The organism is Acinetobacter sp. ACIN00229 (assembly GCF_016106645.1).
Taxonomy (GTDB): Bacteria; Pseudomonadota; Gammaproteobacteria; order Pseudomonadales; family Moraxellaceae; genus Acinetobacter; species Acinetobacter oleivorans.
On the sequence record NZ_JADWOM010000002.1, the window covers coordinates 145,080 to 168,576 of the forward strand.

The following is a 23,497-nucleotide window of genomic DNA, read 5'->3' on the forward strand; positions in this document are numbered from 1 at the left end:
ACCACCCTATTTTGGGTGGTTTTTTTATTTTTAATACAACAAAAGCATATTAATCAAGCAAACGATTCATTTTCTTTAATATTCTTATTGACGCTTTTAGATTTCATCCATAAAATGCGCATCAGATTCTCCAATAGCTCAGTCGGTAGAGCGACGGACTGTTAATCCGCAGGTCCCTGGTTCGAGCCCAGGTTGGAGAGCCATCTACTAATCTCCCATAGCTCAGTCGGTAGAGCGACGGACTGTTAATCCGCAGGTCCCTGGTTCGAGCCCAGGTGGGAGAGCCAAGATTCTAAAAGCCCGCATCTATTGCGGGCTTTTTCTTATCTAATCATTTAATAATTTTCTATTATTTTTAATAAAATCAATGTTTCGAATATTTTTAAACCAAACGATTAGATATTCTGACTAATTCCGTTATTAAGACTTGACCCAGCCCTCTTTCCTCCCTAAAATCCTTTTCCAGATTCTCCAATAGCTCAGTCGGTAGAGCGACGGACTGTTAATCCGCAGGTCCCTGGTTCGAGCCCAGGTTGGAGAGCCAAGATTCTTAAAAACCCACTCATCATGAGTGGGTTTTTATTTGTATGATGCCTTCACATGTTCGAATCGAGTCACTTATTTTTTATTGTTTTAGGTTGCTTAAGCACCTGCATTTTTCTTGTTGTTTGTTTACGCCCCTATTTATTTCCAAAACAAAAATTCTTTGCTCGTCCTGTCATTACGAACTTTGAAACTCAGATGTTTATTCGTTTAAAACAAAGTTTTCCAAGTTATCATGTTTTAGCACAAGTGGCTTTTAGTGCTTTGATTACCAGCAATGACTATAAAATTCGTAGTCAGTTCAACCGTAAAGTTACCGATTTCGTTGTGCTTAACGACAAGATGGAAGTAATTGCCATTATTGAACTAGATGACCCTACCCATCTTGAAAAAGCAGAAGAAGACCGTATTCGTGATCAAATGCTCACAGAAGCAGGTTATCTAGTAAGACGCTATACAAACATCCCAAGTGTACGTCAGCTACAAAAGGATATTCATTAAAAGCACTGTTATTATTTCTTTTCAGAACTTGCTGCTTCTTTTTCAGCTATTCTTTTTTCCATCTCTAAACGTTGCTGTTCATATTGTTTTTTAGTCTTAGCATCACTCTTTGCAGCCAAGAAAAGTATTCCAATAATTAAAAAAGGAATAAGTAAACCTAATCCCATTAATAACCAAGGAACAGATTTTTTTTCAACAGATTGCTGGCTCATAACTACTTCAAACTCAAACGGTATTAATTCTAAGATGTGTAACAATATAACAAAAAAGAGCCGCTATAAAGTGGCTCTTTTTTTAAGCTAATTTCTAATTAAATAAATAAATCTTAGAACTTACCTGTGCAGTGAGGACTTTGGCTAGCATCCTTCTGTGCATCAGTTAAAACAATACCTGTACCAGCTGTCATATTAGTTTGAATAAAATCTACAGCATTTGCATTTTGACATATGATTGCTTGTGTATGAGTTGCATTCGGTACAATAGTTAGCTTATAGCCTTTATCGTAGGCTGCTTGTGGGAAGTACTTCACAGCATTCGCTTTCATATTTGCGAATAAGCCTTGTGTTACTACAGGCAACACAGCTTGATCTTTTTCGCCTTGAATAATAAATACAGGCGTTTTAATGACTTTCTCGACCGTGGCATTAGTCGCAGGTTGGGTTGCTGTCAAGAAGCTTTGAACAACTTGATCCGCCTTGAATTTATTCAGATCAATACCATACTGTGTAATTTGATGTGTAGGATCAGCTAAGAAAGTTAAAATTCCTGCTTTAAATTTCTCTTGCAAGCCATTTGCACTATCAGGTGCAGGATAACTTAAACATGCGCCATCATCACCTGTACGTCCATAAGCCAATTCTGCAATGTCAGCCGCTCCTGATGTAAAAATTGTCTTAAAATCATAGTTTGGTTGCTGTGCTTTAATCCCTGCACTTGCGAATGCTGCATATGCTAACAACTCAGCATAACCCTCTGCTGTTTTATCAATTGTAGGTACAGCAAGTGCTAGTGGATCATTTGGAGACATTTGACCTGCAGCAATCGCTGCATCAATCTGTCTACGTGCTGTAATTGCCTGATCTAATTTACTAAGCTTATAACCACTGTCTTGATTCATTGCAGGGTCAATATAAATTTGAATGATTGTCCCTAAGCTTGATGCAGGTGCTCCTGCTACAGCACCTTTATAACTTACATCTGTATTGGCAAATTCGGCAGTACCCAATGACGCATGCCCACCTTGTGACTGGCCAATCGACATCCAATCACCTTTTAACTGGGCACCATAATGTTCTTTTACTGCTTTTACTGCAGCTAGCGCTGATTTTGCTTCGCTAGATAAGTTTAAGTACGGATGTACCCCTGGTGTACCTAAACCCTCATAATCTGGTGCCACAATCACATAACCAGCCGCCAATAAAGTCTCAGCTAGGATTTTAAATCGTGGATTAATTGTATTCTTACTTGGCGCACAACCATCACCTACCCCAACAGTTCCATGCTCCCACACGACCACGCGATAACCATCTTTTGGTTGTGTTGCTTTGGGGAACAATACCATTGCTGTGGCAGTTGCTGTTTTTCCTTGAACATTTGCCATGTTATAAGTCATTACTTTAATCGTTGAAGCATTATCAACTTGATCTATAGCGTAGTTACTTTCAGACAGATAGGTTTTATCAGGGTTCACACCAATATAGTCATCATTATCGTCATTACATGCTGCAAGAAATAATGTTGAAACCGATAATGTTATAGCTAAAGCAATTTTTGACCGTTTCATAAAATATCCTTTTTATGTTATGTGTTATTTATTCCGCATATTTTTATGCACAAATATTAAGGCATAAAAAAAGTGCTCTGCATAGAACACTTTTCAACCTTACGGTCATTTTTACTATATGAAATTTAAAAATATTCCCAGAAAAATGATTAATCCAACCCAGCGATTGTGACGGAATGCCCAAAAACATGCTTGAGGGTTGCGGTCTTTGGTTTTAATTGTTTGATATACAAAATCGAATGCAACAACAATTAAAGCAATGATTGCCCATGGAAATAAGATATTTTCTAAATACAGTGCAGCCCCAATCAAAACAAGGCTAGTTGCCTGTAAGAGTGCAATAATCTGGATGTCATATCGGCCAAAAAGAATAGCTGTAGATTTCACACCAATTTTTAAATCATATTCACGGTCTGTAATTGCATATTGAGTGTCAAAAGCCACTGTCCAAGCCAAATTACCAAAATAAATTAGCCAACACGTTATATCTAAAGGCTTACCCATTGCAGTAAATGACATTGGAATACCCCAAGAAAATGCCATACCTAACACGACTTGCGGTAAATGGGTATAACGCTTCATAAACGGATATATAAATGCTAAAGCCAAGCCCCCTAATGCACAGTAGAATGTCGCGATAGGTAAAAAGAAAAGCGTACAAGCACTGGCAAATACTAATGCTAAAAATACGTACACCGCTTCTCTTGGACGGATTACCCCTGTTGCCAAAGGGCGTGTTTTTGTACGCTCTACATGTCCATCCACTTTTCGATCAGCGAAGTCATTAATTGCACAGCCAGCGGCACGCATAAAAATTGTACCTAATACCATCGCCAAAAGAATATGTAGAGGTGGCATTCCCTCTGCTGCAATCCAAAGTGCCCACATGGTTGGCCAAAACACCAGTTCTGTTCCAACGGGCTTATCAAATCGACAGAGATAATAATAAGCCTCTAAACGCTGACGCCATGTTGTACCTGTTGCAGTCGTCATAGTAATTCCTTGTCGTGCTGCTGATTTAAAAAAGCTTCAAAAGCCGGTAAGAATGTTTCTTGGACGATAAATTTACATCCATGCCAAGTATAGCAACTTTGTCGTGTCCAGCCCTCAGGCAAACGAATGACACGACGGTCACAAAGTGGTGTTGTTCTTTGGAATAGAAAAAAGCCAATTGGCTTAGAACCAATGTGCTGAAATATACGAGCTTTTTTTTGTAAACTTTGAATTGGAAAAATACTTTTTGCTTTCACCCATGGCTCTGCTTCACAGCCATATAAATAGGTTTCCCTTACCCACGAAGTGTGAGCATGAGACATCTTCATCCACTGACTATCTGCAAAAGTTAAACGCTGAAAATGTTCTTGAAAAGGCTTTACACTAAACTGGCCACCGCCAAGTTCAGTCAATTGTTGGGTCAGTGAACCAGACGCATACAACCATGTTTTCAATTCAGGATTTAAAGTCTTTTCCTGTTTAAGTACTGGTTGTCGTTTACGCATAATCTGCTCACATGAAAACTCGCACCTAGTTTACCCCAATTTTTTGATAAAAAACGTAGAGAATTCAATCAACATTCCAAGCAATAAAAAAGCCTGCATAAGCAGGCTTTTTTACGAAAATATGTATTACAAGCTGTAGTACATATCGAATTCAACTGGGTGAGTAGTCGTGTTAAGACGACGTACATCTTCAGTTTTAAGTTCGATGTATGCATCAAGCATTTCTTTAGTGAACACGCCACCTTTTAACAAGAATTCGTGATCTGCTTGAAGTGCTTCAAGAGCCATATCTAAGCTATGAGCAACTGTTGGGATTTTTGCTTCTTCTTCTGGAGGAAGATCGTACAAGTTCTTATCAGCAGCTTCGCCCGGATGGATCTTGTTTTGGATACCGTCGATACCAGCCATTAACAATGCAGCGAAACCTAAGTACGGGTTCATCATTGGGTCTGGGAAACGAGCTTCGATACGCTTACCTTTAGGGCTAGAAACGTATGGAATACGGATAGACGCAGAACGGTTACGTGCTGAGTAAGCAAGCATGATTGGCGCTTCGAAGTGCGGAACCAAACGCTTGTATGAGTTTGTAGATGGGTTTGTGATTGCGTTCAATGCACGAGCGTGCTTGATAACACCACCGATGAAGTACAATGCCATTTCTGAAAGGCCTGCATATTCATCACCAGCAAACAAGTTCTTGCCATCTTTAGAGATAGACATGTGAACGTGCATACCAGAACCGTTATCACCTACCATTGGTTTAGGCATAAAGGTTGCAGTTTTTGCATATTGGTGAGCAACGTTCCAAACGGCATATTTGAACTGTTGAACTTCGTCAGCTTTACGTACAAGTGTATTGAAACTCACACCAATTTCTAACTGGCAAGAAGCAACTTCGTGGTGATGTACTTCTACACGGCCTGGGCCCATGATGTCTTCGATTTTTGCACACATTTCTGCACGCATATCTTGTGAAGAATCAACTGGAGGAACTGGGAAGTAACCGCCTTTAACACGTGGACGGTGACCAGAGTTACCAGACTCGTAATCTTTACCAGTAGACCAAGCAGCTTCTTCAGCGATTAATGTATGACGAGCGCCAGACATATCGATGTCCCACTTCACTTCGTCAAATACAAAGAATTCTGGTTCTGGACCAAAGAATGCAGTATCACCGATACCTGTAGATTTTAAGTATTCTTCTGCACGGCGAGCAATCGAACGTGGGTCACGCTCATAACCTTGACCAGTTGAAGGTTCAATAACGTCACAAGTCACAACTACAGTTGGTTCAGCAAAGAACGGGTCGATGAAACCAGTTTCTGCATCTGGACGTAAGATCATGTCAGATGCTTCAATGCCTTTCCAACCAGCGATTGAAGAACCATCAAACATTTTACCGTCTTCAAAAGTATCTTCATCAATAGAATCAGCTGGGTAAGTTACGTGCTGTTCTTTACCCTTAGTATCAGTAAAGCGAAAATCGACCCATTTTGCGCCACTTTCTTGTATGAGTTGAAGGACCTTGTTCGCCATGCTCATTTTGCTCCAATGAAATTTTGTTGCACTTGTTAAGTGCGTGTTAATTGCTGGTATTTATATAGCAATTCTCATACCAACTTTATAAGACTTACCTAAAACATTGAATTGCTTATAACTATCCATGATTTAGGTCCCTTGTCTTGAACCCATTATACTGTTTGCATAGTTAAATGCACCATATTCAGACATTTTCAAATTATGGCATACAAGAATAGCTCGCAATCGCCCTAATTTAGTGCAAAATTGTTGCGCCAATATGAATCATCGCATCAATATCTAACAGTCATTCATGATCATAATACTTTCTAATATATAAAGCTGACTTTCTTATTACAATGAATGAAAATAATAAAAGATGACTTATAAAATTTTAACCTTTAGCTGCCCCTTCTATATCTATCCATGCCTTTGCCAAAAGTTCTAATGCAAATATCTCTTCAAAAAATAGTTCTCAAAAATTTAAAAACGTTAGCGATCGAATCATCCCTTACCTCAATAAATAATGAAGTTTTATAAAATTAGTTTTCTTTCGCTTATCAAGTTCTCTACCGTGAAACAGGTTTTGATCAGCTTTGGTGCAGTAAGAAACTAAAGGGATTTTTTACCATTTGTTATATACCTTTTTTATACATGACCAACTTGCTTTTCAATTTAAAAAAATCTAAAAAATAAAACATAACTTTTTTTTATAACTAAACAAACTAAAAGTTTGGCTTATTAAACTACAAATATGTTCAAAGGATTTGAAATGAAGCATGAACTCGAACAATGTGACACCGCTTTTTTCGGCCATCCAAAACCCTTAAAAACTTTATTTTTTACAGAGCTATGGGAACGCTTTTCTTACTATGGAATTCGCCCCTTACTCGTTCTTTATATGGTCGCGATGGTCAATGATGGGGGTTTAGGTCTTGATCGTCCTACTGCCGCCGCAATTGTTGGGTTATTTGCAGGCTCTATGTATTTAATGACCGTTTTAGGTGGTTGGATTGCCGACAACTGGTTAGGTCAAGCACGATCCGTCTGGTATGGCTCCCTCATTATTGCTTTAGGTCATTTATCAATTGCGTTTACCCCCATCTTTGATCAATTCTTTTTTTATTTCGGCTTAGTCCTTATTGTTCTTGGATCAGGTTTATTTAAAACCTGTATTTCAGTGATTGTGGGAACATTATATAAAGCTCAGGATAGTAGACGAGATGCCGGCTTCTCCATTTTTTATATGGGAATCAATATGGGGTCGTTTATTGCCCCGCTTATTACAGGCATATTGGCTCGCGATCATGGCTGGCATCTAGGTTTTGGGATTGGCGGCCTTGGAATGTTGATTGCATTACTCCTCTTCCGTGCATTAGCCATTCCTCAGCTACAATCATTCAACCAATTGCGTCAGCAAACTGACAATTGGAATAAACCTGTCGTAGAAAATAGAAATGCGCCAAAAATTGCTTTCTCATTTTTACTATCTGTTGCATTCGTTATTGCTCTTACTTTCTTTGGCGTTATTCATATCAATCCAGTCGCGGTAGCAACTTATTTAACAGTCGGAATCGGCGTTGGAATTATCGCTTATTTTATCTATTTATTATTTTTCCTTGGTTTAGAAAAACATGAAAAATTTAAAATTATTATCTGCTTTGTCTTATTAGCAACATCAGCTCTTTTTTGGTCTGCCTTTGAGCAAAAACCAACATCTTTTAACCTATTTGCGCAAGATTACACAGACCGTATTGTTTTCGGATTTGAGATTCCAGCAGTATGGTTTCAATCAATTAATGCTCTGTTTATTATTATTTTTGCCCCAATTGCAGCATGGCTTTGGGCTAGACTTGGTAAGTCAAATACAGACCCAAGTTATATCAGTAAATTTATTATTGCACTTTTACTGGCAGCAGGCGGTTTCTTGTTGATGTCATTTGCAAGCCGTTTTGCTATTGCAGGTGGATTAGTTTCACCATTTTGGTTAGTAGGTACTTTATTTCTACTTACTATCGGCGAACTTTGCTTAAGCCCGATTGGCCTATCTACCATGACTAAACTTGCACCTGATGTTATACGTGGTCAAATTATGGGTCTATGGTTCACAGGTTCAGCTTTAGGTAATCTTATCGCTGGTTTAATTGGCGGGCATGTATCGGCAGATGGCATTAATCATTTACCTACCTTATTTATGCGATGTGTTTTAGCGTTAGTGATTGGCGCAATCGTGTTATTTTTATTAAAGAAACCTATGAATAGATTAATGAACAAAAGTACCAGTAAAGTTCAACCTGAGTTGGAAACTATATGAGCGTTTTAACTGTTCCAGAAAAACTTGAGAAACTTCGTGAACTCATGCGCAATCAGCATGTTGATGCTTTGATTGTGATGAGTGCCGATCCGCATATGTCAGAATATTTACCAGACTACTGGAAAGCAAGGCAGTGGTTAAGCGGTTTTAGTGGTTCGGTTGGTACGCTCGTCGTGACCCAAAACTTTGCTGGCCTTTGGGCAGATGGTCGCTATTGGGTACAAGCAGAGCAACAACTTGTTGGAACTGGCTTTGATCTTCAAAAATTAACAAGTGATGAATCTTCAACACATCTCGCTTGGATTGAGAAAAATCTAAAACCAGAATCAGTCATTGTGGTAAATGGGCATACTTTATCAATTCAGCAATTTAAAGCACTCGAACATACTGCACGAGTTAATAATTATAAACTCGAAACCCAGCAAGATTTAGTCGGAGAAATTTGGTTAAACCGCCCAGAACTTCCATCAAAGAAAATTCATCTCATGCCTGAAGGGTTAAATGCCCTATCTCGTAAAGAGAAAATTCAGGCTATCCGTGAAACTTTACAAAGCAAGAATATTACGGGTCATTTCATTTCATCTTTAGATGATATTGCATGGATCTTAAATGCACGTGGGCAAGATGTAGAATATAACCCTGTGTTTCTTTCACATTTATATGTCAGTGCAAAACAAACTGTTCTTTTTATTGATGCTGAAAAAGTTGATGTAAGCATTCAGCAAGCTTTGGCAACCGATGGTATTGAAATTCGTAACTACGAAGATACAGCTAAGTTTTTAGCAAATATTTCAGATGCCTCGGTACTTTTAGATCCAGCCAAAGTCTCAATTTTTCATGAACAAGCCATCGCAAAAGATATTCGGGTTATATATGACATCAACCCGAGTACGCTTTTTAAATCGCGTAAACATGAAAGTGAAATTGCTCATATCCGTCATGCAATGGTTAAAGATGGAGTCGCGCTTTGCCACTTTTTCCATTGGTTAGAGAAAGCACTTCATCACGGTGAAAGTATTTCAGAACTCACTATTGATGAAAAGATTACAGCTTTCCGTACTCAGCAAGATGGATTTATAGGGCCAAGTTTTTCAACGATTGCTGGCTTTAATGCTAATGGTGCTCTACCCCACTACCGTGCAACTGAAGAGCACTATTCATTTATCGAAGGTGATGGTCTATTACTCATTGACTCAGGTGGGCAATATGTTGATGGAACAACCGATATTACTCGTGTTATTCCTGTAGGCACGCCAACAGGGCAACAAAAACGTGACTATACTCTGGTTTTAAAATGTCACATTGCTTTGGCAAAAACCATTTATCCAGAAGGTTTAGCTGCTCCTCTACTCGATTCAATTTGTCGTAATACTTTATGGCAACATGGTTTAGATTATCGACATGGAACAGGCCACGGCGTGGGCTTTGCACTTAACGTTCATGAAGGCCCGCAAGTTCTTTCTTATTACGCGCCTATACATGCCTACAGTAAGTTGCGTGAAGGAATGATTATTTCTAACGAGCCGGGCTTATACCATGAGGGACAATATGGTATTCGCATTGAAAATCTGGTTGCTAACAAACTTCACTCAGGGTTTGAAAAAACTTACGGTGAATTTTTAGAGTTTGAAACGCTGACCCTTTGCCCGATTCATTTAGATTGTATCGTTGTTGATATGCTAACTAATGTAGAGAAAGACTGGTTAAATCGTTACCATCAAACGGTTCAAGAAAGACTAGCTGAACACTTGTCTGGAGAAGTTTTAGACTGGCTGATTTATAACACTAGAGCGATTTAATCTTCATTTTTACTTAGGCAGAATAATTTTTATTTCCAATGAAAATCTTATTTTGCCTGAGTTGTAGTTATCTCTATTTTCTAACAAATTAAGATGTATCAAAGCTGATTGAGTTAAATAAAGTTCTAATAAGAAAGTGCCGTTTTTTTCTAAAAAATAAAGTGAAGCGAAATTTTTCATCAATAGCCCTTCAACTATTAGCCATCAAGCAATTTTTAATTTTTATTAGTGATTACGAAACATAATGGTAACTATAAAGAGGTAGTTTGAAGAAAACTTTGTAAGCACTATGCTATTTTTAACCGTATTCAATGTTTCTTTGAATTAAAGGGTTTCCCTATGCAGGTATCCAATTTCGCAGTCACCCGTGATGATCATTATACTGTTTCTACAGATCCCTCTAAACTCGACATAGAAGTGATTCATTCTTTTTTATACCATTCAAAATGGGCAAAAGGGATTGATTTAGAAACAATGCAAGTCGCCATACAAAACAGTTTATGCTTTGGGTTATATGATCCGAACAACCAACAAATTGGTCTTGCTCGTATCATTACAGACTACGCAACCTTTGCTTATGTAAAAGATGTTTTTGTGATCGATGAATTTCAAAAATTAGGCTTAGGGCTATGGTTAATGGAATGTTGCTTAGAACACTTGGGGTCTCTCAAACTTCGCAGAATTATGTTACTTACCAGTACAGCCTCAGGTTTCTATAAACAAATAGGCTTTACTCCACTGAATCAAGAAAATTTTGTGTGGCAGATTTTGCCTAATAACATAGAGACAATTTCAAATTAAATTATCGATTTCCCCGACTCTTTTTAGTTTATGAAATACATCAACTTATAATTATTAATATGCTTTTGCTAGCAATAAAGCATGAAGTTATTACAAGACAAGGAAATTCTGGTACATTAGCCGCTTAGAAAGCGGCTTTTTATTTGATCAAATAAAGGTACTTTTTAAAAAGTGAGCAATATTGTGAGTAAATCTCTAGTCACTTATTAAATATATATTAACTATCATGAGGTTAAGTTCATCATGCTTCTAATGATCGACAATTACGACTCTTTTACCTACAACATCGTCCAGTATTTTGGCGAGTTGGATCAGGAAGTAAAAGTTGTTCGCAATGATCAAGTCACATTAGAGGATATTGAACGATGGCAACCTAAATACCTCGTAATTGGTCCTGGTCCTTGTTCTCCAAGTGAAGCTGGTATTTCAATTCCTGCAATTAATCACTTTGCTGGGAAAATTCCTTTGCTTGGCGTGTGTTTAGGGCATCAAAGTATCGGGCAAGCTTTTGGCGGAAAAATTGTAAGAGCCAAAACGGTGATGCACGGACGTTTATCTGATATGTACCACAGCAATAAAGGTATTTTCAGTAATCTGCCTAGTCCATTCTCGGCAACTCGTTATCATTCATTGGTGATTGATCAGCAAACACTGCCTGATTGCCTTGAAGTAACGTGCTGGACCAATGAAGCAGATGGCTCAATGGAAGAAATCATGGGTGTTAAACATAAAACACTACCTGTTGAAGGTGTGCAGTTCCATCCCGAGTCGATCTTGAGTCAGCATGGCCATCAAATATTTAAAAACTTTTTAGATATCTATGCATAAGTCAGCCGTAAATAGATTATTTTAAAAGTAATTTGATAAGTAACCTGAATAAAAAGCCAACTACGATCAGTTGGCTTTTTTAATGCTTGAATCAATTACAACTTTAACTGTTGCACAATTGATCCATCTTGTTTTGCCACCAAAGATTCGCAGAGTTGAATACGTTCTTTGGTCTGTTTCAATCCTCTTTCTACCCCGACCAATTCTTTAGTTCGTGGTGCAAAAAAGTCATTTAACTGGACTGCTTGTTGTTGGGTACATGCTGCCCCACTAAACATTGCAGGAAAACGCCCAGCCGAAGATTTACCTAAACGATCAAATACGGCGTCATGATTTACCTTAAACCAAGACCATAAGCCACCTTGTTCATCTCCATAATTATTGATGGAGTTAACCACGGTACGAACCTCACCGACTTTAACACGCGGGTTTAAAATCAACTGTCGTGCTTGTTGGCGTGTTGCTTCTTGATTTGCTGAACCTAGGGCTGTAAGAATCGCAAGACGTTGTGTCGGTTGAGTCACGCGTTGTAACTCTCCAGATAAACGATCAAAAGCAGGTTGGCCTTTTTCTTGTACACGTACAGCTAAAATGGTTGGCAATAATTCAGGGGTTACTTGCGCAAAGTTAAGCTGCTTTTGAGCAAATAGAGCATCTGACTGTTTTAACAGTTGTGTACGGACTTCGGGAACTTGAATATCTAAAGCAAGAAACTTCACTAACTCGCTACGCCATAAACTGTCTTCGGCTGATTCACCTGTTTTGCTGACATAACCCAACTGATTTAATTTAGGTAAATATAAATTGGCCAAGACTTTTCTAAAATGTTCACGTTCAGCGTCAGTTTTCAATACATGACGATGAATGGTACTTAACTGAGAAAACAGCGCTGTACTAATTTGTCGGCTATTTGAATTGGCAAATTTCTTCGCAGCATCTACGACAGCCAATAAATTAATATCCCCATGGTTAAATGCCGCTGAAATCGCATAGGCGTAGGCCAACTGTTCACTGTTAGAAAGCTTCTCTGTAGCGGCAGTTAGACGAGTAAACTCTTTTTGAGGCAAACTAAATTGGTAATACCCTGCCGCATCTGCATTTGGAATATACCAACTGCCAAGGTTAGCACCTTTGAGTTCAATCTTAGCTTCTGCTTGGTCTACCAGCTCACACTGGACCTTACTGGCTGCATTTGGAACTTCATAACGTACACATAACGGTACGCCCCAGAGGCTTCTTGCATCACCTTTTGAGCCCACAGGTAAATAACGAGTTTGCTTCACATTTAAAAAGACTTTATTGCCTTCTTGCTGTAGTGAAGTATTGATTAAAGGTACACCTGGTTGATCAAGGAAACTTTTCATCGCTTTGGCAAAGCGCTCACTTTGCTCAGACTGCTCTGCTAAAGCACTAATTAAATCATTGGCTGTTGCATTACCATATTGGTGCTTATTAATATAATTGCGTACGCCTTGTTTGAATTTTTCTTCGCCTAAATAGCTTTCAAACATATTTAAAACAGCCGCACCTTTTTGGTAAGTGATGCCATCAAAAGCCGTTTGAATATCGGCATTGCTTAAAATAGGCTGACGTATACGACGTACACTTACCAAGCTATCACTTTTCATCGCATCGGCGGTATCCGCAATACGTTCTAGATCAGCATTAAATTCGGGATGTAGTTTTTGAGTGATTTTACTTTGCATCCATGTGGCAAAGGATTCATTGAGCCACAGATCATCCCACCACGGCATCGTGACCACATCACCGAACCATTGATGTGCCAGCTCATGTGCATTGACATTAAATGAATTCTGTACAAAAGAGACTGGTGAGTCCTTATCTAATAACATTAGATAGTCTCTAAAAGTAATTAGCCCCGGGTTCTCCATGGCTCCAGCTGCAAAGTCTGGTGCTGCAAGTAAATCTAACTTGTCAAATGGATAACCAAAGGCAAAATAATCTTCTAAAGTTTTTAAAATGGCTGGCGTTTCAGATAAGGCATGCTGCATTTTTTCAGCTTTAGCATCAGGCGCAATACCACGTAACTGGATTGGCTGCTTACGCCATGAGGTCGCCCCAATATCTGGCCCTTTTTGTAATTGCCACGGTCCAACAGCCAGTGCAAGTAAATACGTTGGTAGTGGTTTGGTTTGTGCAAAACTGAGTGTTTTCCAACCCGACTTTTCTGCTTGCTCTGACGTTTGTTGGGTATTGGCAAAACCTGAATATTTGCTTGGAATCGTCAAACGAATATTAAACGGCGTTTTAAAACGTGGCTCATCAAATGACGGAAATGACTGGCGTGCACTAATTGCTTCCATTTGAGTCATCACATAAGGTTTACCCTCAAACTCGATTTTATAAATACCGTCGAGCTGCTGGTCGTACGCCGCATTAAAATCCAGAACGAGTTGATACTGGCCTGCTGGCAAGGTCTTGGCAAATTTAATTTTACTCACCCCATCAACCTCGGAGGCTTGCTCATATTTTGCTTTGGTTTTAGCACCCTCTGTCGATGTGATATTCACATCTTTCACCGTCAAAGATTTACCATGAATCCAGATGTGATCTGTAGCTTGGGCCAGCTTTAAATGAATAGTAGTTTTACCGGTATAGCCTTTTTGTGCGGGATCAATCTTAAAATCTAAATCATAAGATTCGGGTATGACCCACTCGGGTAATTTACCAATCGGGATTTGTTCACTGTTATTCGATGCAAAAATCTGTGTTGCCGATAAAGATAATAATGTTGTAAGTAGTAATCTTTTTTTAAATGAAGGCTTGACCAACATAAGGGGTTTTATCCTCTGTAGTTTTAAATAAAAAGATGCAGCAATTGCTGTACCACTTCGCTGCATCCATACATCATTCTTAAAATTTATAGTTAAACTCCAACCAACCTTGACGGCCGAATGGCGAATATGATCCTACTGGATAATACGGCCAACCGCCTGTGTCATCTCGTTTCACTTTGTCAAACAAGTTATTAATAATGATTGAAGCAGAAGCTTTTGGAGAGATTTGATAAGTACCGCTCCAGTTCACCAAATACGTTGGGCTTAAGTAAACAGTTTGGTCGCCGTTTGGAATTTTGCCATAACGATTAACTAATACTGTTGATGCCCAATCACCAAAGCTCCAGCTGAGACTAGTATTAAAACGGTCACGCCAATCAGGAATGCTTAAATCTTTTAAGTAATCATCTTTCTCGCCATCTTTTGTTTGTTGATATTCATGTTCTAGTACACGGCTATAATTGATTGTCCAGAGAAAGTTACCAAAGCTGTCTGTTTTCCAGCGCCATCTGCTAGTGAAATCAATCCCGCGGGTATGGTCTGATGCAGCATTAATCGGAACGATATTAATATTTTTAATCACATTCGGGTCGACAACTGCATTTGCAGGGTTACGCTCCACACGTGCTAATGCATCAATACAGGCTGCAGAGTTAATATCTTGGTTGCCTAAACGACAATCTGCTTCTAAGCGTAGAATTTTGTCCTCACTTAAGTTGGTCACAAGATTATCAATTTTGATATCCCAGTAATCGACGCTAATATCAAATTTATTGGTTGGTGACCATACAAAGCCTGCACCATAAGATTTACCTTCTTCAGGTTTCAGCTCTTTGTTTCCGGTTAAAGTGTAATTCGCCCCAGGTGCATAATCTTTAAAGCTACATTTATCTAAAGGTTGTCCCGTTTGGCTACAACGTAAATAATCTGTTGTACTTGGGAAATAACCTTTTTGTTTATTTAAAAACAGATAGTTCATATCTGGTGCACGAAAGCTGGTCGCGTAGTTACCACGCACCAATAAAGTCGGATGTGGTCTAAATTCGAGGCCTGAACCGAAAGTTAGCTTATCAATGCTGTTATCTGACAAAGCGTAACGGTCATAACGTCCAGACAACGTTAAATTTAATGGCTTTGCTAAAGGTAAGAATAATTCAGCGCCGAGTGCTTGGCGGGTCCGTGTTCCTCCATATTCGCCACTAGAGCTTAAATTATAATATTCACCATTTTCGATCGCCTCATCTGGCTTAATCGAAAAGCCTTGACGCCCAATTTCAGCCACAGCCGCAAGTTTGGCAGTTCCCGCAGGTAGCTTAAATACGTCACCATTTGCGCTTAAGGTTAAACTTTGCGCCCATGACCTATCTTTTTCTTTTGTAGTCCCTGAAATACTTTCAAATTCACTTGCTGTCAGTGGTCGACTTAAACGATCTAAGCGAGGCGAATAAATAGGAATACCATCTGCATCTGTACCAAGTTGCTTACCTAAGAAGTACTCATCAACATTCGAGCGTAATAAGCCTTGGCGGCGTAGCTGACTGGTATAGATGGAACCATTATAGGCTGCTTCATAACTCCAGCTCGTCTCTCCAATATCGCCTCGAATTCCAAAATTTAAGTTAGAAGAAAGTTCTTTCCATTTTTTATTTATTCGTTCTACCCCGCCTAATTCTTCAGGTGCAAAACGGCGATTCCAAATTTCATAATTTCCCGAATCTTGATTTAGGAAATAACCACTCGTTGCAGCTAAAGAAGTCCATGTCGGACTACGCGTATTATTTTCAATTTGGTTTGCCCCAATCAAAAAATCTGCAAATAATTGAGTTTTATCATTTAACTCATAATCTAAACCGAGATAACCATTTTGACTGCGATTTTGAGTTTGAACAGTCCAATAAGTCGGTCGAGCCAAACCACTGGCACAATTGTCCGCCCCTGCTTGTCCAATATTATTGACTGATCCGTTAAATAAACCATTAAAGGCCTGACACCCACCAATTGAAAGATATTTACCAGTATCAGCATTTTTACGACCCACAATAGTGTCTGGTTTTTCTCCTAAACGAGTTCGGCTCTTCATAAAATCTCGATCGGCTGCCCATATCGGCTCACGACCACTGAGTTCAACCCCATAAATGAGATTGAGCTTGTCTAAAGTCTTACTGCCACTCAGTTGTAAACGTAAATTTTCACCGCCTTCTTTGGTTCCGCCTGCCTTAATATTAAATTGAGTACCGTCTGTTTTCTTTTTCAGAATGATATTCACCACGCCTGCAATTGCATCTGAACCATAAATTGCAGAGGCACCACCGTTTAATATTTCAATACGATCAATAATGGCAGTTGGAATATTGGCTAAATTCACGAAATTGACAGACCCATCGTACGGTACAGGATAGTCTGCAACCCGATGTCCATTAATCAAAGTTAAAGTATGATTCGGTCCTAAGCCCCGTAAGCTAATAGCATTAGCCGCAGGTGTGAAAGTATTTCCATAATCGGCACCTTGTACAAAACCCGTGTTCTGCGTCAGGTTATTGAGTGCGTCAAATGCATTACTAAAACCTTGTTTTTCAATATCGGCTGCCGTGATTACCGTCACACTGGTCGGGCCATCTTTTTGTGCTTTTGAAATCCTTGAGCCTGTTACTGCAACACGAACTACTTTATCTGGTTTAGTTTGGTTTTGTGGTTGCTCTACAGTTTCTTGTGCATAGCTTTCTAATGGATGAAAAAGTGCAACAAATACAAAAATAAATGAGCGCTTATTTTTTAACGTCCCTAGATATTTCAAGTTATTTAAATACATATTTATTAGTAGACAAAATAAAGATTGCCCTAATATATCCACTTTAATTTGATTGATTTATACACATTTCTCCTAGGTATATTTGCGTTTAAGATATACCAAATGGTTAATTATTTATCATAAAAACTCACAATAAACTAAAACCTTTTTCCATAAATAAATTCTGTTTATTAATCAAACTAAAGTAAGAAACGAGCAAAATTTTTAAAACTATGATCGAACAACAAAAATCTTTGATTATTTTCTGCTAACATAGCTCCCCGTAGCTAGTGAATCATGGGACGCAACAAGCCGAACCTTCCACTCTTGATCAACTTCACCTAAAAATTTTAATCATTAATGCTGTAAATCATGACTATGAATATCCAACAGGCGCTCAACCACATTACCAAAAACATTCATTTGACTCAGCCTCAAATGGAAGACATCATGCGCAGCATCATGCAAGGTGAGGCAACTGAAGCACAAATTGGTGCTTTAATGATGGGCTTACGCATGAAGGGTGAAAGTATTGATGAAATGACTGCAGCTGCACGTGTCATGCGTGAATTTGCGATTAAAATTGATGTCAGTGATATCAAACATTTAGTTGATATTGTGGGTACTGGCGGCGATGGGCAAAACTTATTTAATGTCTCTACTGCTTCAAGCTTTGTGATTGCGGCGGCAGGTGCAACCATTGCAAAACATGGTAACCGTGGTGTTTCAAGTAAATCAGGCTCATCAGACCTACTTGAACAAGCAGGTATTCATCTTGATTTAGATATGCAACAAACTGAACGCTGTATTCGTGAAATGGGTATAGGTTTCTTGTTTGCACCAAACCATCATAAAGCAATGAAATACGCTGCTGGGCCACGTCGCGAACTTGGTGTCCGCAGTATTTTCAATTTACTCGGGCCGCTTACGAATCCAGCGGGCGTGAAACGCTTTGTCATTGGTGTATTTTCAGATGAACTTTGCCGCCCAATTGCTGAAGTTATGAAGCAACTCGGTGCTGAACACGTGATGGTTGTCCATTCAAAAGATGGTCTTGATGAAATCAGTCTTGCTGCTCCTACTGCTGTTGCCGAACTGAAAGACGGTGAAGTTACTGAATGGACGCTTAATCCTGAAGATGTCGGAATTGAGTCACAAACCTTAAGTGGTTTGGTGGTTGCTGATGCATCAGCAAGCCTAAAACTCATTAAAGATGCTTTAAGCAAAAATAAATCCGATATTGGTGAAAAAGCAGCAAACATGATTGCGCTTAATGCAGGCGCAGGTATTTATGTAGCTGGCATTACCAAGACTTATGCTCAGGCTGTTACATTCGCGCAAGATATTATTTATGGCGGCCAAGCTTTAGAAAAAATGAGTGTTTTGGCTGAATTTACCAAAACATTAAAACAATGTCAGGCAGATTAAGGACTTCTCATGATTAATATTCAAAATACCATTTTAGGTAAAATTGTTGACCGTAAACATGAGGAACTTGCTGCGCGTTTAAAACAACGTAATTTGCAAGATATTGAAGAATTAGCAAAAGCTGCGACTCCAGTGCGTGGCTTTGCAAATGCTTTAAAACATAAACGCCCAGGTGTAATTGCTGAAATTAAAAAAGCGTCTCCATCAAAAGGGATTATTCGCGCAGATTTTAATCCTGCTGAAATTGCTCAGCAATATGAACAAGCTGGAGCAGCATGTTTATCGGTATTGACCGATGTGGATTTCTTTCAGGGTGCAGATGAGAATATTGCGATTGCCCGCAGTCATTGTGCCCTGCCTGCTTTACGTAAAGACTTTCTGATCGATCCATATAATGTAGTTGAAGCACGTGCTTTGCATGCTGACTGTATTTTATTAATTGTTGCTTGCTTATCTGACCAGCAACTCGAAGAAATGTCTAAAACTGCGTTTGAACATCAACTCGATGTACTAGTTGAAGTTCATGACGAAGAAGAAATGGAACGCGCTTTAAAGCTTTCTGAGCAATGTTTATTAGGTGTGAATAACCGTAATTTAAAAACGTTTGATGTGGATTTAAATACATCTATCCGTTTGAAAAAATTACTTCCGGCCTCACGTTTATTAATTACTGAAAGCGGTATTGCGACACCAGATGATGTGCGTATGATGCAAGAGCATGATATTCACAGTTTCTTGGTAGGCGAAAGTTTTATGAAACAACCACGTCCAGATCAAGCTTTTACTGCTCTTTTTGGACAACCTCAAACGGTTTAATGAAGATATATGAGTAATAAAGATTCATCGCTTTCTAAAGAGCAACAAAAGTTATTGAAGCAATTTAAAAAGCAAATCTCCAATCCTCATTCAAGCAAAATCGCAAGTCAGCCTGAGACCAAACAACCTCAGGCTGAGTCTGAAGAATTGGAAAATGCAAATCTGTTTCAAAGCGCTGTAGCAGGTGTTAAACCCATCAATAATAGTAATATTGCTGATGTAAGAGTTCCTCGTGCAAAAAAAGTTGATGCTCAAACATTAGCTAAACGTGCAGCTGCCGAAGGTGGTCGTGACACCGAACATGCCGAGTTATCAGATACGCAAGCTGCTTTAAATCCGGTCGCAAGCCAAGCAACGTTAAGCTATCGCATTGCGACTCTGCAACATAAGGTTTTTGAAGACTTAAAAGCAGGCAAGATGCGTTGGTTTGAAGCTGTAGATTTACACGGCTGTACCATTGAACAAGCACGTGACGCAGTTTTACAAATTATCCAGATGGCAAAAGATGAAAATCAAAATGTCATCAAAATTGTGCATGGTAAAGGCCCAGAAGCGGTCTTAAAAACCTATGTCAATGGATGGTTACGTCAACACCGCGATGTTTTGGCCTTTGTAAGTGCCCCTGAAAATCAAGGTGGTACAGGTGCCGTTCTCGTACTGCTTAAACGTGCAGAAAAAAATCCTAAGTTCGAACAAAAAAAATGATCCTTTGGGATCATTTTTTTACATCAAATACCTGTAATAATTGAGCAACTACTGCAATGGCAATCGTTGCAGGTTGTTTCGATGAAATCCCTTCTATCCCAATCGGGCAAACCAAACGTTGTAATGTTTCCTGAGTATAACCACGTATTTGCATACGTTTCTCAAAAATAGCCCTTTTACTTTTTGAGCCAATCATCCCAACATAAGCAAATGGTTTTGCCGCAGGTTTCAAGGCTGTAAAACACAGTTGCAAATCTAATTGATGATCATGAGTTAAAATTAAAATTGCACCTGAACGGTCAAAATGCTCAATCTCAGCATCTAATGTATCAGTCGTTAAACATTGCACCTGTTCCAGTAAGTCTGATGGGAAAATATCATCCCTCGGATCAATCCATTTCACCCGAACACCAATAGGCAATAAACAACGGACAATTGCTTCCCCCACATGCCCTGCTCCACAAATCAGCACTTGCATGGCATAAGGTTGAATCTGCTGCCCAAATTGCCATTCTTCATTACTGACAGACGGAAACTCGAAACTTGGTTGTTGTTCTATATCCATAGTCTGCCAAGTAGACGCATATTGGTGCGAGACCGTACGCCAGACATGCTTTCCAGCTCGCCATGCTTGCAAAATCACAGATAAATCCGATGCGATCTCAGCGGGTGATATTTTTTCAAACAATAACCACATTACTCCGCCACAACACTGTCCCAGCCGAGCACTGAGGTTAAAGCGTTCAATACGCCTCACACAAGTTTCCGTTTCTTTTAACATTGCTTTAGCAATATCAATAGCCTGAAACTCTAAATGCCCACCACCGATCGTATCGGATTGCTGCCATTGCTGTTGCAAATTAAACCGCAATAACATGGTTGCACCAACTTCTCGTGGTGTTGAACCATCAGCGCGAACTACTGTGACCAATACCATAGGCAGAGCATCGACTTGCCACGCCACAAAATCAGTCCACCATTGTAAATGTTGCATAATCTTCTACATTTTAGCTTGTGGGCGGTCAGCCAAAGCTTGTCCTCGTCCAATCGCAATTGCACGTAAAATTTCTTCGGCAGTTGCCGGAGCATTGAGTACGAGCGGTGCATTTTCTGGAATAGCTGCCTGTACCGCCTGACGAATTGCCGAGAAAACAGATAATGCCAACATAAATGGCGGTTCGCCTACTGCTTTGGAGCGGTAGATGGTGTCTGCCTGATTTTGATTATTAAACAATTTGACATTAAAAATATGAGGAATATCCACACTGGTCGGGATTTTATAAGTTGAAGGTGCATGGGTAAACAAACGGCCTGCATGTGGTCCTTGGGGCTGCCAATACAGCTCTTCTGTCGTGAGCCATCCCATCCCTTGAACAAAACCACCCTCAATTTGCCCTATATCAATTGCAGGGTTAATTGACCGTCCCACATCATGCAAAATATCGGCACGTAATACTTTCATTTCCCCAGTTAAGGTATCTAGTGCGACCTCACTGACCGCTGCGCCATAAGCATAATAGAAAAATGGACGTCCTAAATGGTTGACCTGATCGTAGTGAATTTCTGGTGTTTTATAAAAACCGCTGTCCCATAGTTGTACACGCGCCATATATGCCCGTTGAACCAAATCAGGAAAAGTCCATGAATGACCATTCGCTGTTGAAACCATACTATCTTCAAACTGGACTTGGTCAGCTTCACTTTGACTTATTTCTGCTGCAAGTTTTGCCAGACGCTCACGAATTTTAATACAGGCATTTTGAACAGCTTTACCGTTTAGATCTGCTCCACTCGATGCAGCAGTTGCCGAAGTATTTGGCACCCGAGAAGTATCGGTTGCAATTAAACGAACGCTATCGATGGGTAAACCTAACTCATGTGCAGCGACCTGCCGTACTTTGGTATATAAACCCTGTCCCATTTCTGTACCGCCATGGGTAATAGAAACAGTGCCATCCATATACACATAGACCAGTGCACCCGCCTGATTGTAATGTACGGCATTAAACGAAATACCGAACATTAATGGGGTTAACGCAATACCACGTTTAATGATGTCATTGTTCTGATTAAAGGCATGAATGCTCTGTTTGCGTTTCGCATAATCACTACTTTGCAATAATTCGGCTACTAATTTTGGCGCAACATTATCACGGACTTCTGCCCCATAGTGCATACGGTCACGTCCAGCACCGGGCTGCTCGGCAAAGAAATTACGTTGACGAATTTCAACTGGGTCACAACCTAAATAACGAGCAATGTCATCAATAATATTTTCAATGACAAACATACCTTGTGGCCCACCAAAACCACGGTATGCCGTATTAGAAACAGTATTGGTTTTACAACGCAAGTTACGTAGCTCAACTGCATTTAAATAATAGGCATTGCCAATATGGCAAATTGCTCGTTCATTTACTGGCCCAGAAAGATCAGCCGAAAAACCGCAGTTTGAAGCCAGTTGTACCTTTAAGCCTTGCAGAACACCACTGTCATCAAAGGCTACAGACCACTCATAAGCAAAACCGTGACGTTTGCCTGTAGCACTCATGTCATCATCACGATCTAAACGTAATTTACACGGACGGCCTGTTTTTTGTGCTGCCAAAGATGCAATACATGCCCACTGCGCCGACTGCGACTCTTTACCGCCAAATCCACCCCCCATACGGCGGCTTTCCACACTCACCTGATGCATGTTCATGCCCAATGCATGACAAATCAGCAGCTGCATTTCGGTTGGATGTTGTGTTGAGCAATAGACTTTTAAGCTGTGATTTTCTTGAGGAATCGCATAGGAAATCTGACCTTCTAAATAAAAATGCTCTTGGCCACCTAGCTCAATGGTTCCAGAAAGTTGATGGGCTGCGTTTTGAAATGCCTGCTCAACTTCACCATGACTAAATTCAACAGGCGGTAACACCCACGATTCTTTTTCAATCGCATCTTGAATCGTTAAAATCGGAGTTTCGGTCACATACTCAATTTTTGCTAAGCGAACTGCCTGACGGGCTTGCTGATAACTCTCAGCAACAACTACAAACAAGGCTTGGCCATAAAACTCAACCTGCTCTTCGGCAAAAATTGGGTCATCTTTTACAATTGGTCCCCAATTATTTTCAACATCAATATCCTTTGCCGAAAAAACTGCATGGACACCATCAGCCAGACGTACTGCATCCAAATCAAATTTAATAATTTTACCTTTGGCACAATTTGAAAATCCGACCGCCAGATGCAGGGTATTCTCAAGCTCTGGTAAATCATCGATATAGGTCGCCTGCCCAGTTACATGTAAATGGGCGCTCTCGTGTGGAATCGAATCGCCTGCTTTAGCGGATTTTTTAGAAACTCTTAAGTCAATGGTTTGGTTCAT

At 39.6% G+C, this 23,497-nt stretch carries 17 protein-coding genes and 3 tRNA genes; 11 read left to right on the top strand and 9 right to left on the bottom strand.

All coding sequences use genetic code 11. The annotated features are described in order from the left end of the window. Window positions 1-127 precede the first annotated feature (127 nt). From I7H67_RS02120 to I7H67_RS02135, 4 genes are all read left to right on the top strand, one after another. Window positions 128-203 (top strand) — tRNA-Asn (locus I7H67_RS02120). A gap of 8 nt (window positions 204-211) precedes the next feature. Next, window positions 212-287: transfer RNA gene (locus tag I7H67_RS02125), tRNA-Asn, on the top strand. Between the two features lie 181 nt (window positions 288-468). Then, window positions 469-544, top strand: a tRNA-Asn gene (locus tag I7H67_RS02130). Between the two features lie 56 nt (window positions 545-600). Further along, window positions 601-1,044, top strand: a complete 444-nt coding sequence (locus tag I7H67_RS02135; protein ID WP_005307176.1) for a DUF2726 domain-containing protein — start codon at window positions 601-603, stop codon at window positions 1,042-1,044. 11 nt (window positions 1,045-1,055) lie between these two features. Here I7H67_RS02135 and I7H67_RS02140 read toward each other — a convergent pair whose 3' ends face one another. The 5 genes from I7H67_RS02140 to glnA all read right to left on the bottom strand — a co-directional run bounded on the left by I7H67_RS02140 (window position 1,056) and on the right by glnA (window position 5,868). Beyond that, entirely contained in the window at window positions 1,056-1,256 is a 201-nt protein-coding gene (locus I7H67_RS02140) for a hypothetical protein (protein WP_151743304.1), read from the bottom strand. Between the two features lie 113 nt (window positions 1,257-1,369). Beyond that, the gene (locus tag I7H67_RS02145; RefSeq protein ID WP_198306959.1) at window positions 1,370-2,827 is read right to left on the bottom strand and encodes an alpha/beta hydrolase family protein; all 1,458 of its coding nucleotides are present in this window, start codon (window positions 2,825-2,827) and stop codon (window positions 1,370-1,372) included. A 114-nt stretch (window positions 2,828-2,941) separates the two neighbouring features. After that, window positions 2,942-3,820: a 4-hydroxybenzoate octaprenyltransferase gene (ubiA, locus tag I7H67_RS02150; protein ID WP_198306960.1), complete on the bottom strand. Its 879-nt coding sequence runs from the start codon at window positions 3,818-3,820 to the stop codon at window positions 2,942-2,944. Further along, window positions 3,817-4,326 (bottom strand): chorismate--pyruvate lyase family protein, encoded by a 510-nt coding sequence (locus I7H67_RS02155; protein ID WP_004790961.1) that lies wholly within the window; start codon window positions 4,324-4,326, stop codon window positions 3,817-3,819. The genes ubiA and I7H67_RS02155 overlap by 4 nt, the downstream gene beginning before the upstream one ends. A gap of 126 nt (window positions 4,327-4,452) precedes the next feature. After that, on the bottom strand, window positions 4,453-5,868 hold the full coding sequence (gene glnA, locus I7H67_RS02160; protein WP_171056845.1) for a type I glutamate--ammonia ligase: 1,416 nt from the start codon (window positions 5,866-5,868) through the stop codon (window positions 4,453-4,455). 730 nt (window positions 5,869-6,598) lie between these two features. Between glnA and I7H67_RS02165 the strand changes: the two genes are divergently transcribed. The 4 genes from I7H67_RS02165 (at window position 6,599) to I7H67_RS02180 (ending at window position 11,586) form a co-directional block, all read left to right on the top strand. After that, entirely contained in the window at window positions 6,599-8,158 is a 1,560-nt protein-coding gene (locus I7H67_RS02165) for a peptide MFS transporter (protein ID WP_198306961.1), read from the top strand. After that, complete coding sequence (locus tag I7H67_RS02170; RefSeq protein ID WP_198306962.1) at window positions 8,155-9,957, top strand: aminopeptidase P family protein; 1,803 nt, start codon at window positions 8,155-8,157, stop codon at window positions 9,955-9,957. Before I7H67_RS02165 ends, I7H67_RS02170 begins: the two co-directional genes overlap by 4 nt. 339 nt (window positions 9,958-10,296) lie before the next feature. Beyond that, the gene (locus I7H67_RS02175; protein WP_151766918.1) at window positions 10,297-10,758 is read left to right on the top strand and encodes a GNAT family N-acetyltransferase; all 462 of its coding nucleotides are present in this window, start codon (window positions 10,297-10,299) and stop codon (window positions 10,756-10,758) included. Window positions 10,759-11,001: 243 nt separating this feature from the next. Further along, window positions 11,002-11,586, top strand: a complete 585-nt coding sequence (locus I7H67_RS02180) for an anthranilate synthase component II (RefSeq protein ID WP_005307201.1) — start codon at window positions 11,002-11,004, stop codon at window positions 11,584-11,586. A 95-nt stretch (window positions 11,587-11,681) separates the two neighbouring features. On the opposite strand, the gene I7H67_RS02185 is transcribed toward I7H67_RS02180, so the two are convergent. Beyond that, on the bottom strand, window positions 11,682-14,447 hold the full coding sequence (locus I7H67_RS02185; protein WP_198306963.1) for a M1 family metallopeptidase: 2,766 nt from the start codon (window positions 14,445-14,447) through the stop codon (window positions 11,682-11,684). A gap of 13 nt (window positions 14,448-14,460) precedes the next feature. Further along, on the bottom strand, window positions 14,461-17,193 hold the full coding sequence (locus I7H67_RS02190; protein WP_198306964.1) for a TonB-dependent receptor plug domain-containing protein: 2,733 nt from the start codon (window positions 17,191-17,193) through the stop codon (window positions 14,461-14,463). Window positions 17,194-17,550: 357 nt separating this feature from the next. Between I7H67_RS02190 and trpD the strand changes: the two genes are divergently transcribed. The 3 genes from trpD to I7H67_RS02205 are packed head-to-tail and all read left to right on the top strand — an operon-like array spanning window position 17,551 to window position 20,121. After that, window positions 17,551-18,600 (top strand): anthranilate phosphoribosyltransferase, encoded by a 1,050-nt coding sequence (gene trpD / locus I7H67_RS02195; RefSeq protein ID WP_081402286.1) that lies wholly within the window; start codon window positions 17,551-17,553, stop codon window positions 18,598-18,600. Window positions 18,601-18,609: 9 nt separating this feature from the next. After that, a complete protein-coding gene (gene trpC / locus I7H67_RS02200) occupies window positions 18,610-19,416 on the top strand; it encodes an indole-3-glycerol phosphate synthase TrpC (RefSeq protein ID WP_198306965.1) in 807 nt (268 codons plus the stop codon). A gap of 9 nt (window positions 19,417-19,425) precedes the next feature. Further along, window positions 19,426-20,121: a Smr/MutS family protein gene (locus tag I7H67_RS02205; RefSeq protein WP_111854399.1), complete on the top strand. Its 696-nt coding sequence runs from the start codon at window positions 19,426-19,428 to the stop codon at window positions 20,119-20,121. A gap of 10 nt (window positions 20,122-20,131) precedes the next feature. Here the strand turns inward: I7H67_RS02205 and xdhC are convergent, their stop codons facing one another. Together xdhC and xdhB are read right to left on the bottom strand one after the other, a co-directional pair. After that, window positions 20,132-21,115, bottom strand: coding sequence for a xanthine dehydrogenase accessory protein XdhC (gene xdhC, locus I7H67_RS02210; protein WP_198306966.1), 984 nt, complete (start codon window positions 21,113-21,115; stop codon window positions 20,132-20,134). A gap of 6 nt (window positions 21,116-21,121) precedes the next feature. After that, window positions 21,122-23,497, bottom strand: a complete 2,376-nt coding sequence (xdhB, locus tag I7H67_RS02215) for a xanthine dehydrogenase molybdopterin binding subunit (protein ID WP_198306967.1) — start codon at window positions 23,495-23,497, stop codon at window positions 21,122-21,124.

What these genes read in the sequence shown, in the direction of transcription:
- I7H67_RS02135 (WP_005307176.1), top strand. Translation starts at nt 601, where the DNA reads ATGTTCGAATCGAGTCACTTATTTTTTATTGTTTTAGGTTGCTTAAGC.
- I7H67_RS02140 (WP_151743304.1), bottom strand. Translation starts at nt 1,256, where the DNA reads ATGAGCCAGCAATCTGTTGAAAAAAAATCTGTTCCTTGGTTATTAATG.
- I7H67_RS02145 (WP_198306959.1), bottom strand. Translation starts at nt 2,827, where the DNA reads ATGAAACGGTCAAAAATTGCTTTAGCTATAACATTATCGGTTTCAACA.
- ubiA (WP_198306960.1), bottom strand. Translation starts at nt 3,820, where the DNA reads ATGACGACTGCAACAGGTACAACATGGCGTCAGCGTTTAGAGGCTTAT.
- I7H67_RS02155 (WP_004790961.1), bottom strand. Translation starts at nt 4,326, where the DNA reads ATGCGTAAACGACAACCAGTACTTAAACAGGAAAAGACTTTAAATCCT.
- glnA (WP_171056845.1), bottom strand. Translation starts at nt 5,868, where the DNA reads ATGAGCATGGCGAACAAGGTCCTTCAACTCATACAAGAAAGTGGCGCA.
- I7H67_RS02165 (WP_198306961.1), top strand. Translation starts at nt 6,599, where the DNA reads ATGTTCAAAGGATTTGAAATGAAGCATGAACTCGAACAATGTGACACC.
- I7H67_RS02170 (WP_198306962.1), top strand. Translation starts at nt 8,155, where the DNA reads ATGAGCGTTTTAACTGTTCCAGAAAAACTTGAGAAACTTCGTGAACTC.
- I7H67_RS02175 (WP_151766918.1), top strand. Translation starts at nt 10,297, where the DNA reads ATGCAGGTATCCAATTTCGCAGTCACCCGTGATGATCATTATACTGTT.
- I7H67_RS02180 (WP_005307201.1), top strand. Translation starts at nt 11,002, where the DNA reads ATGCTTCTAATGATCGACAATTACGACTCTTTTACCTACAACATCGTC.
- I7H67_RS02185 (WP_198306963.1), bottom strand. Translation starts at nt 14,447, where the DNA reads ATGCAGCGAAGTGGTACAGCAATTGCTGCATCTTTTTATTTAAAACTA.
- I7H67_RS02190 (WP_198306964.1), bottom strand. Translation starts at nt 17,193, where the DNA reads ATGTATTTAAATAACTTGAAATATCTAGGGACGTTAAAAAATAAGCGC.
- trpD (WP_081402286.1), top strand. Translation starts at nt 17,551, where the DNA reads ATGAATATCCAACAGGCGCTCAACCACATTACCAAAAACATTCATTTG.
- trpC (WP_198306965.1), top strand. Translation starts at nt 18,610, where the DNA reads ATGATTAATATTCAAAATACCATTTTAGGTAAAATTGTTGACCGTAAA.
- I7H67_RS02205 (WP_111854399.1), top strand. Translation starts at nt 19,426, where the DNA reads ATGAGTAATAAAGATTCATCGCTTTCTAAAGAGCAACAAAAGTTATTG.
- xdhC (WP_198306966.1), bottom strand. Translation starts at nt 21,115, where the DNA reads ATGCAACATTTACAATGGTGGACTGATTTTGTGGCGTGGCAAGTCGAT.
- xdhB (WP_198306967.1), bottom strand. Translation starts at nt 23,497, where the DNA reads ATGAACCAAACCATTGACTTAAGAGTTTCTAAAAAATCCGCTAAAGCA.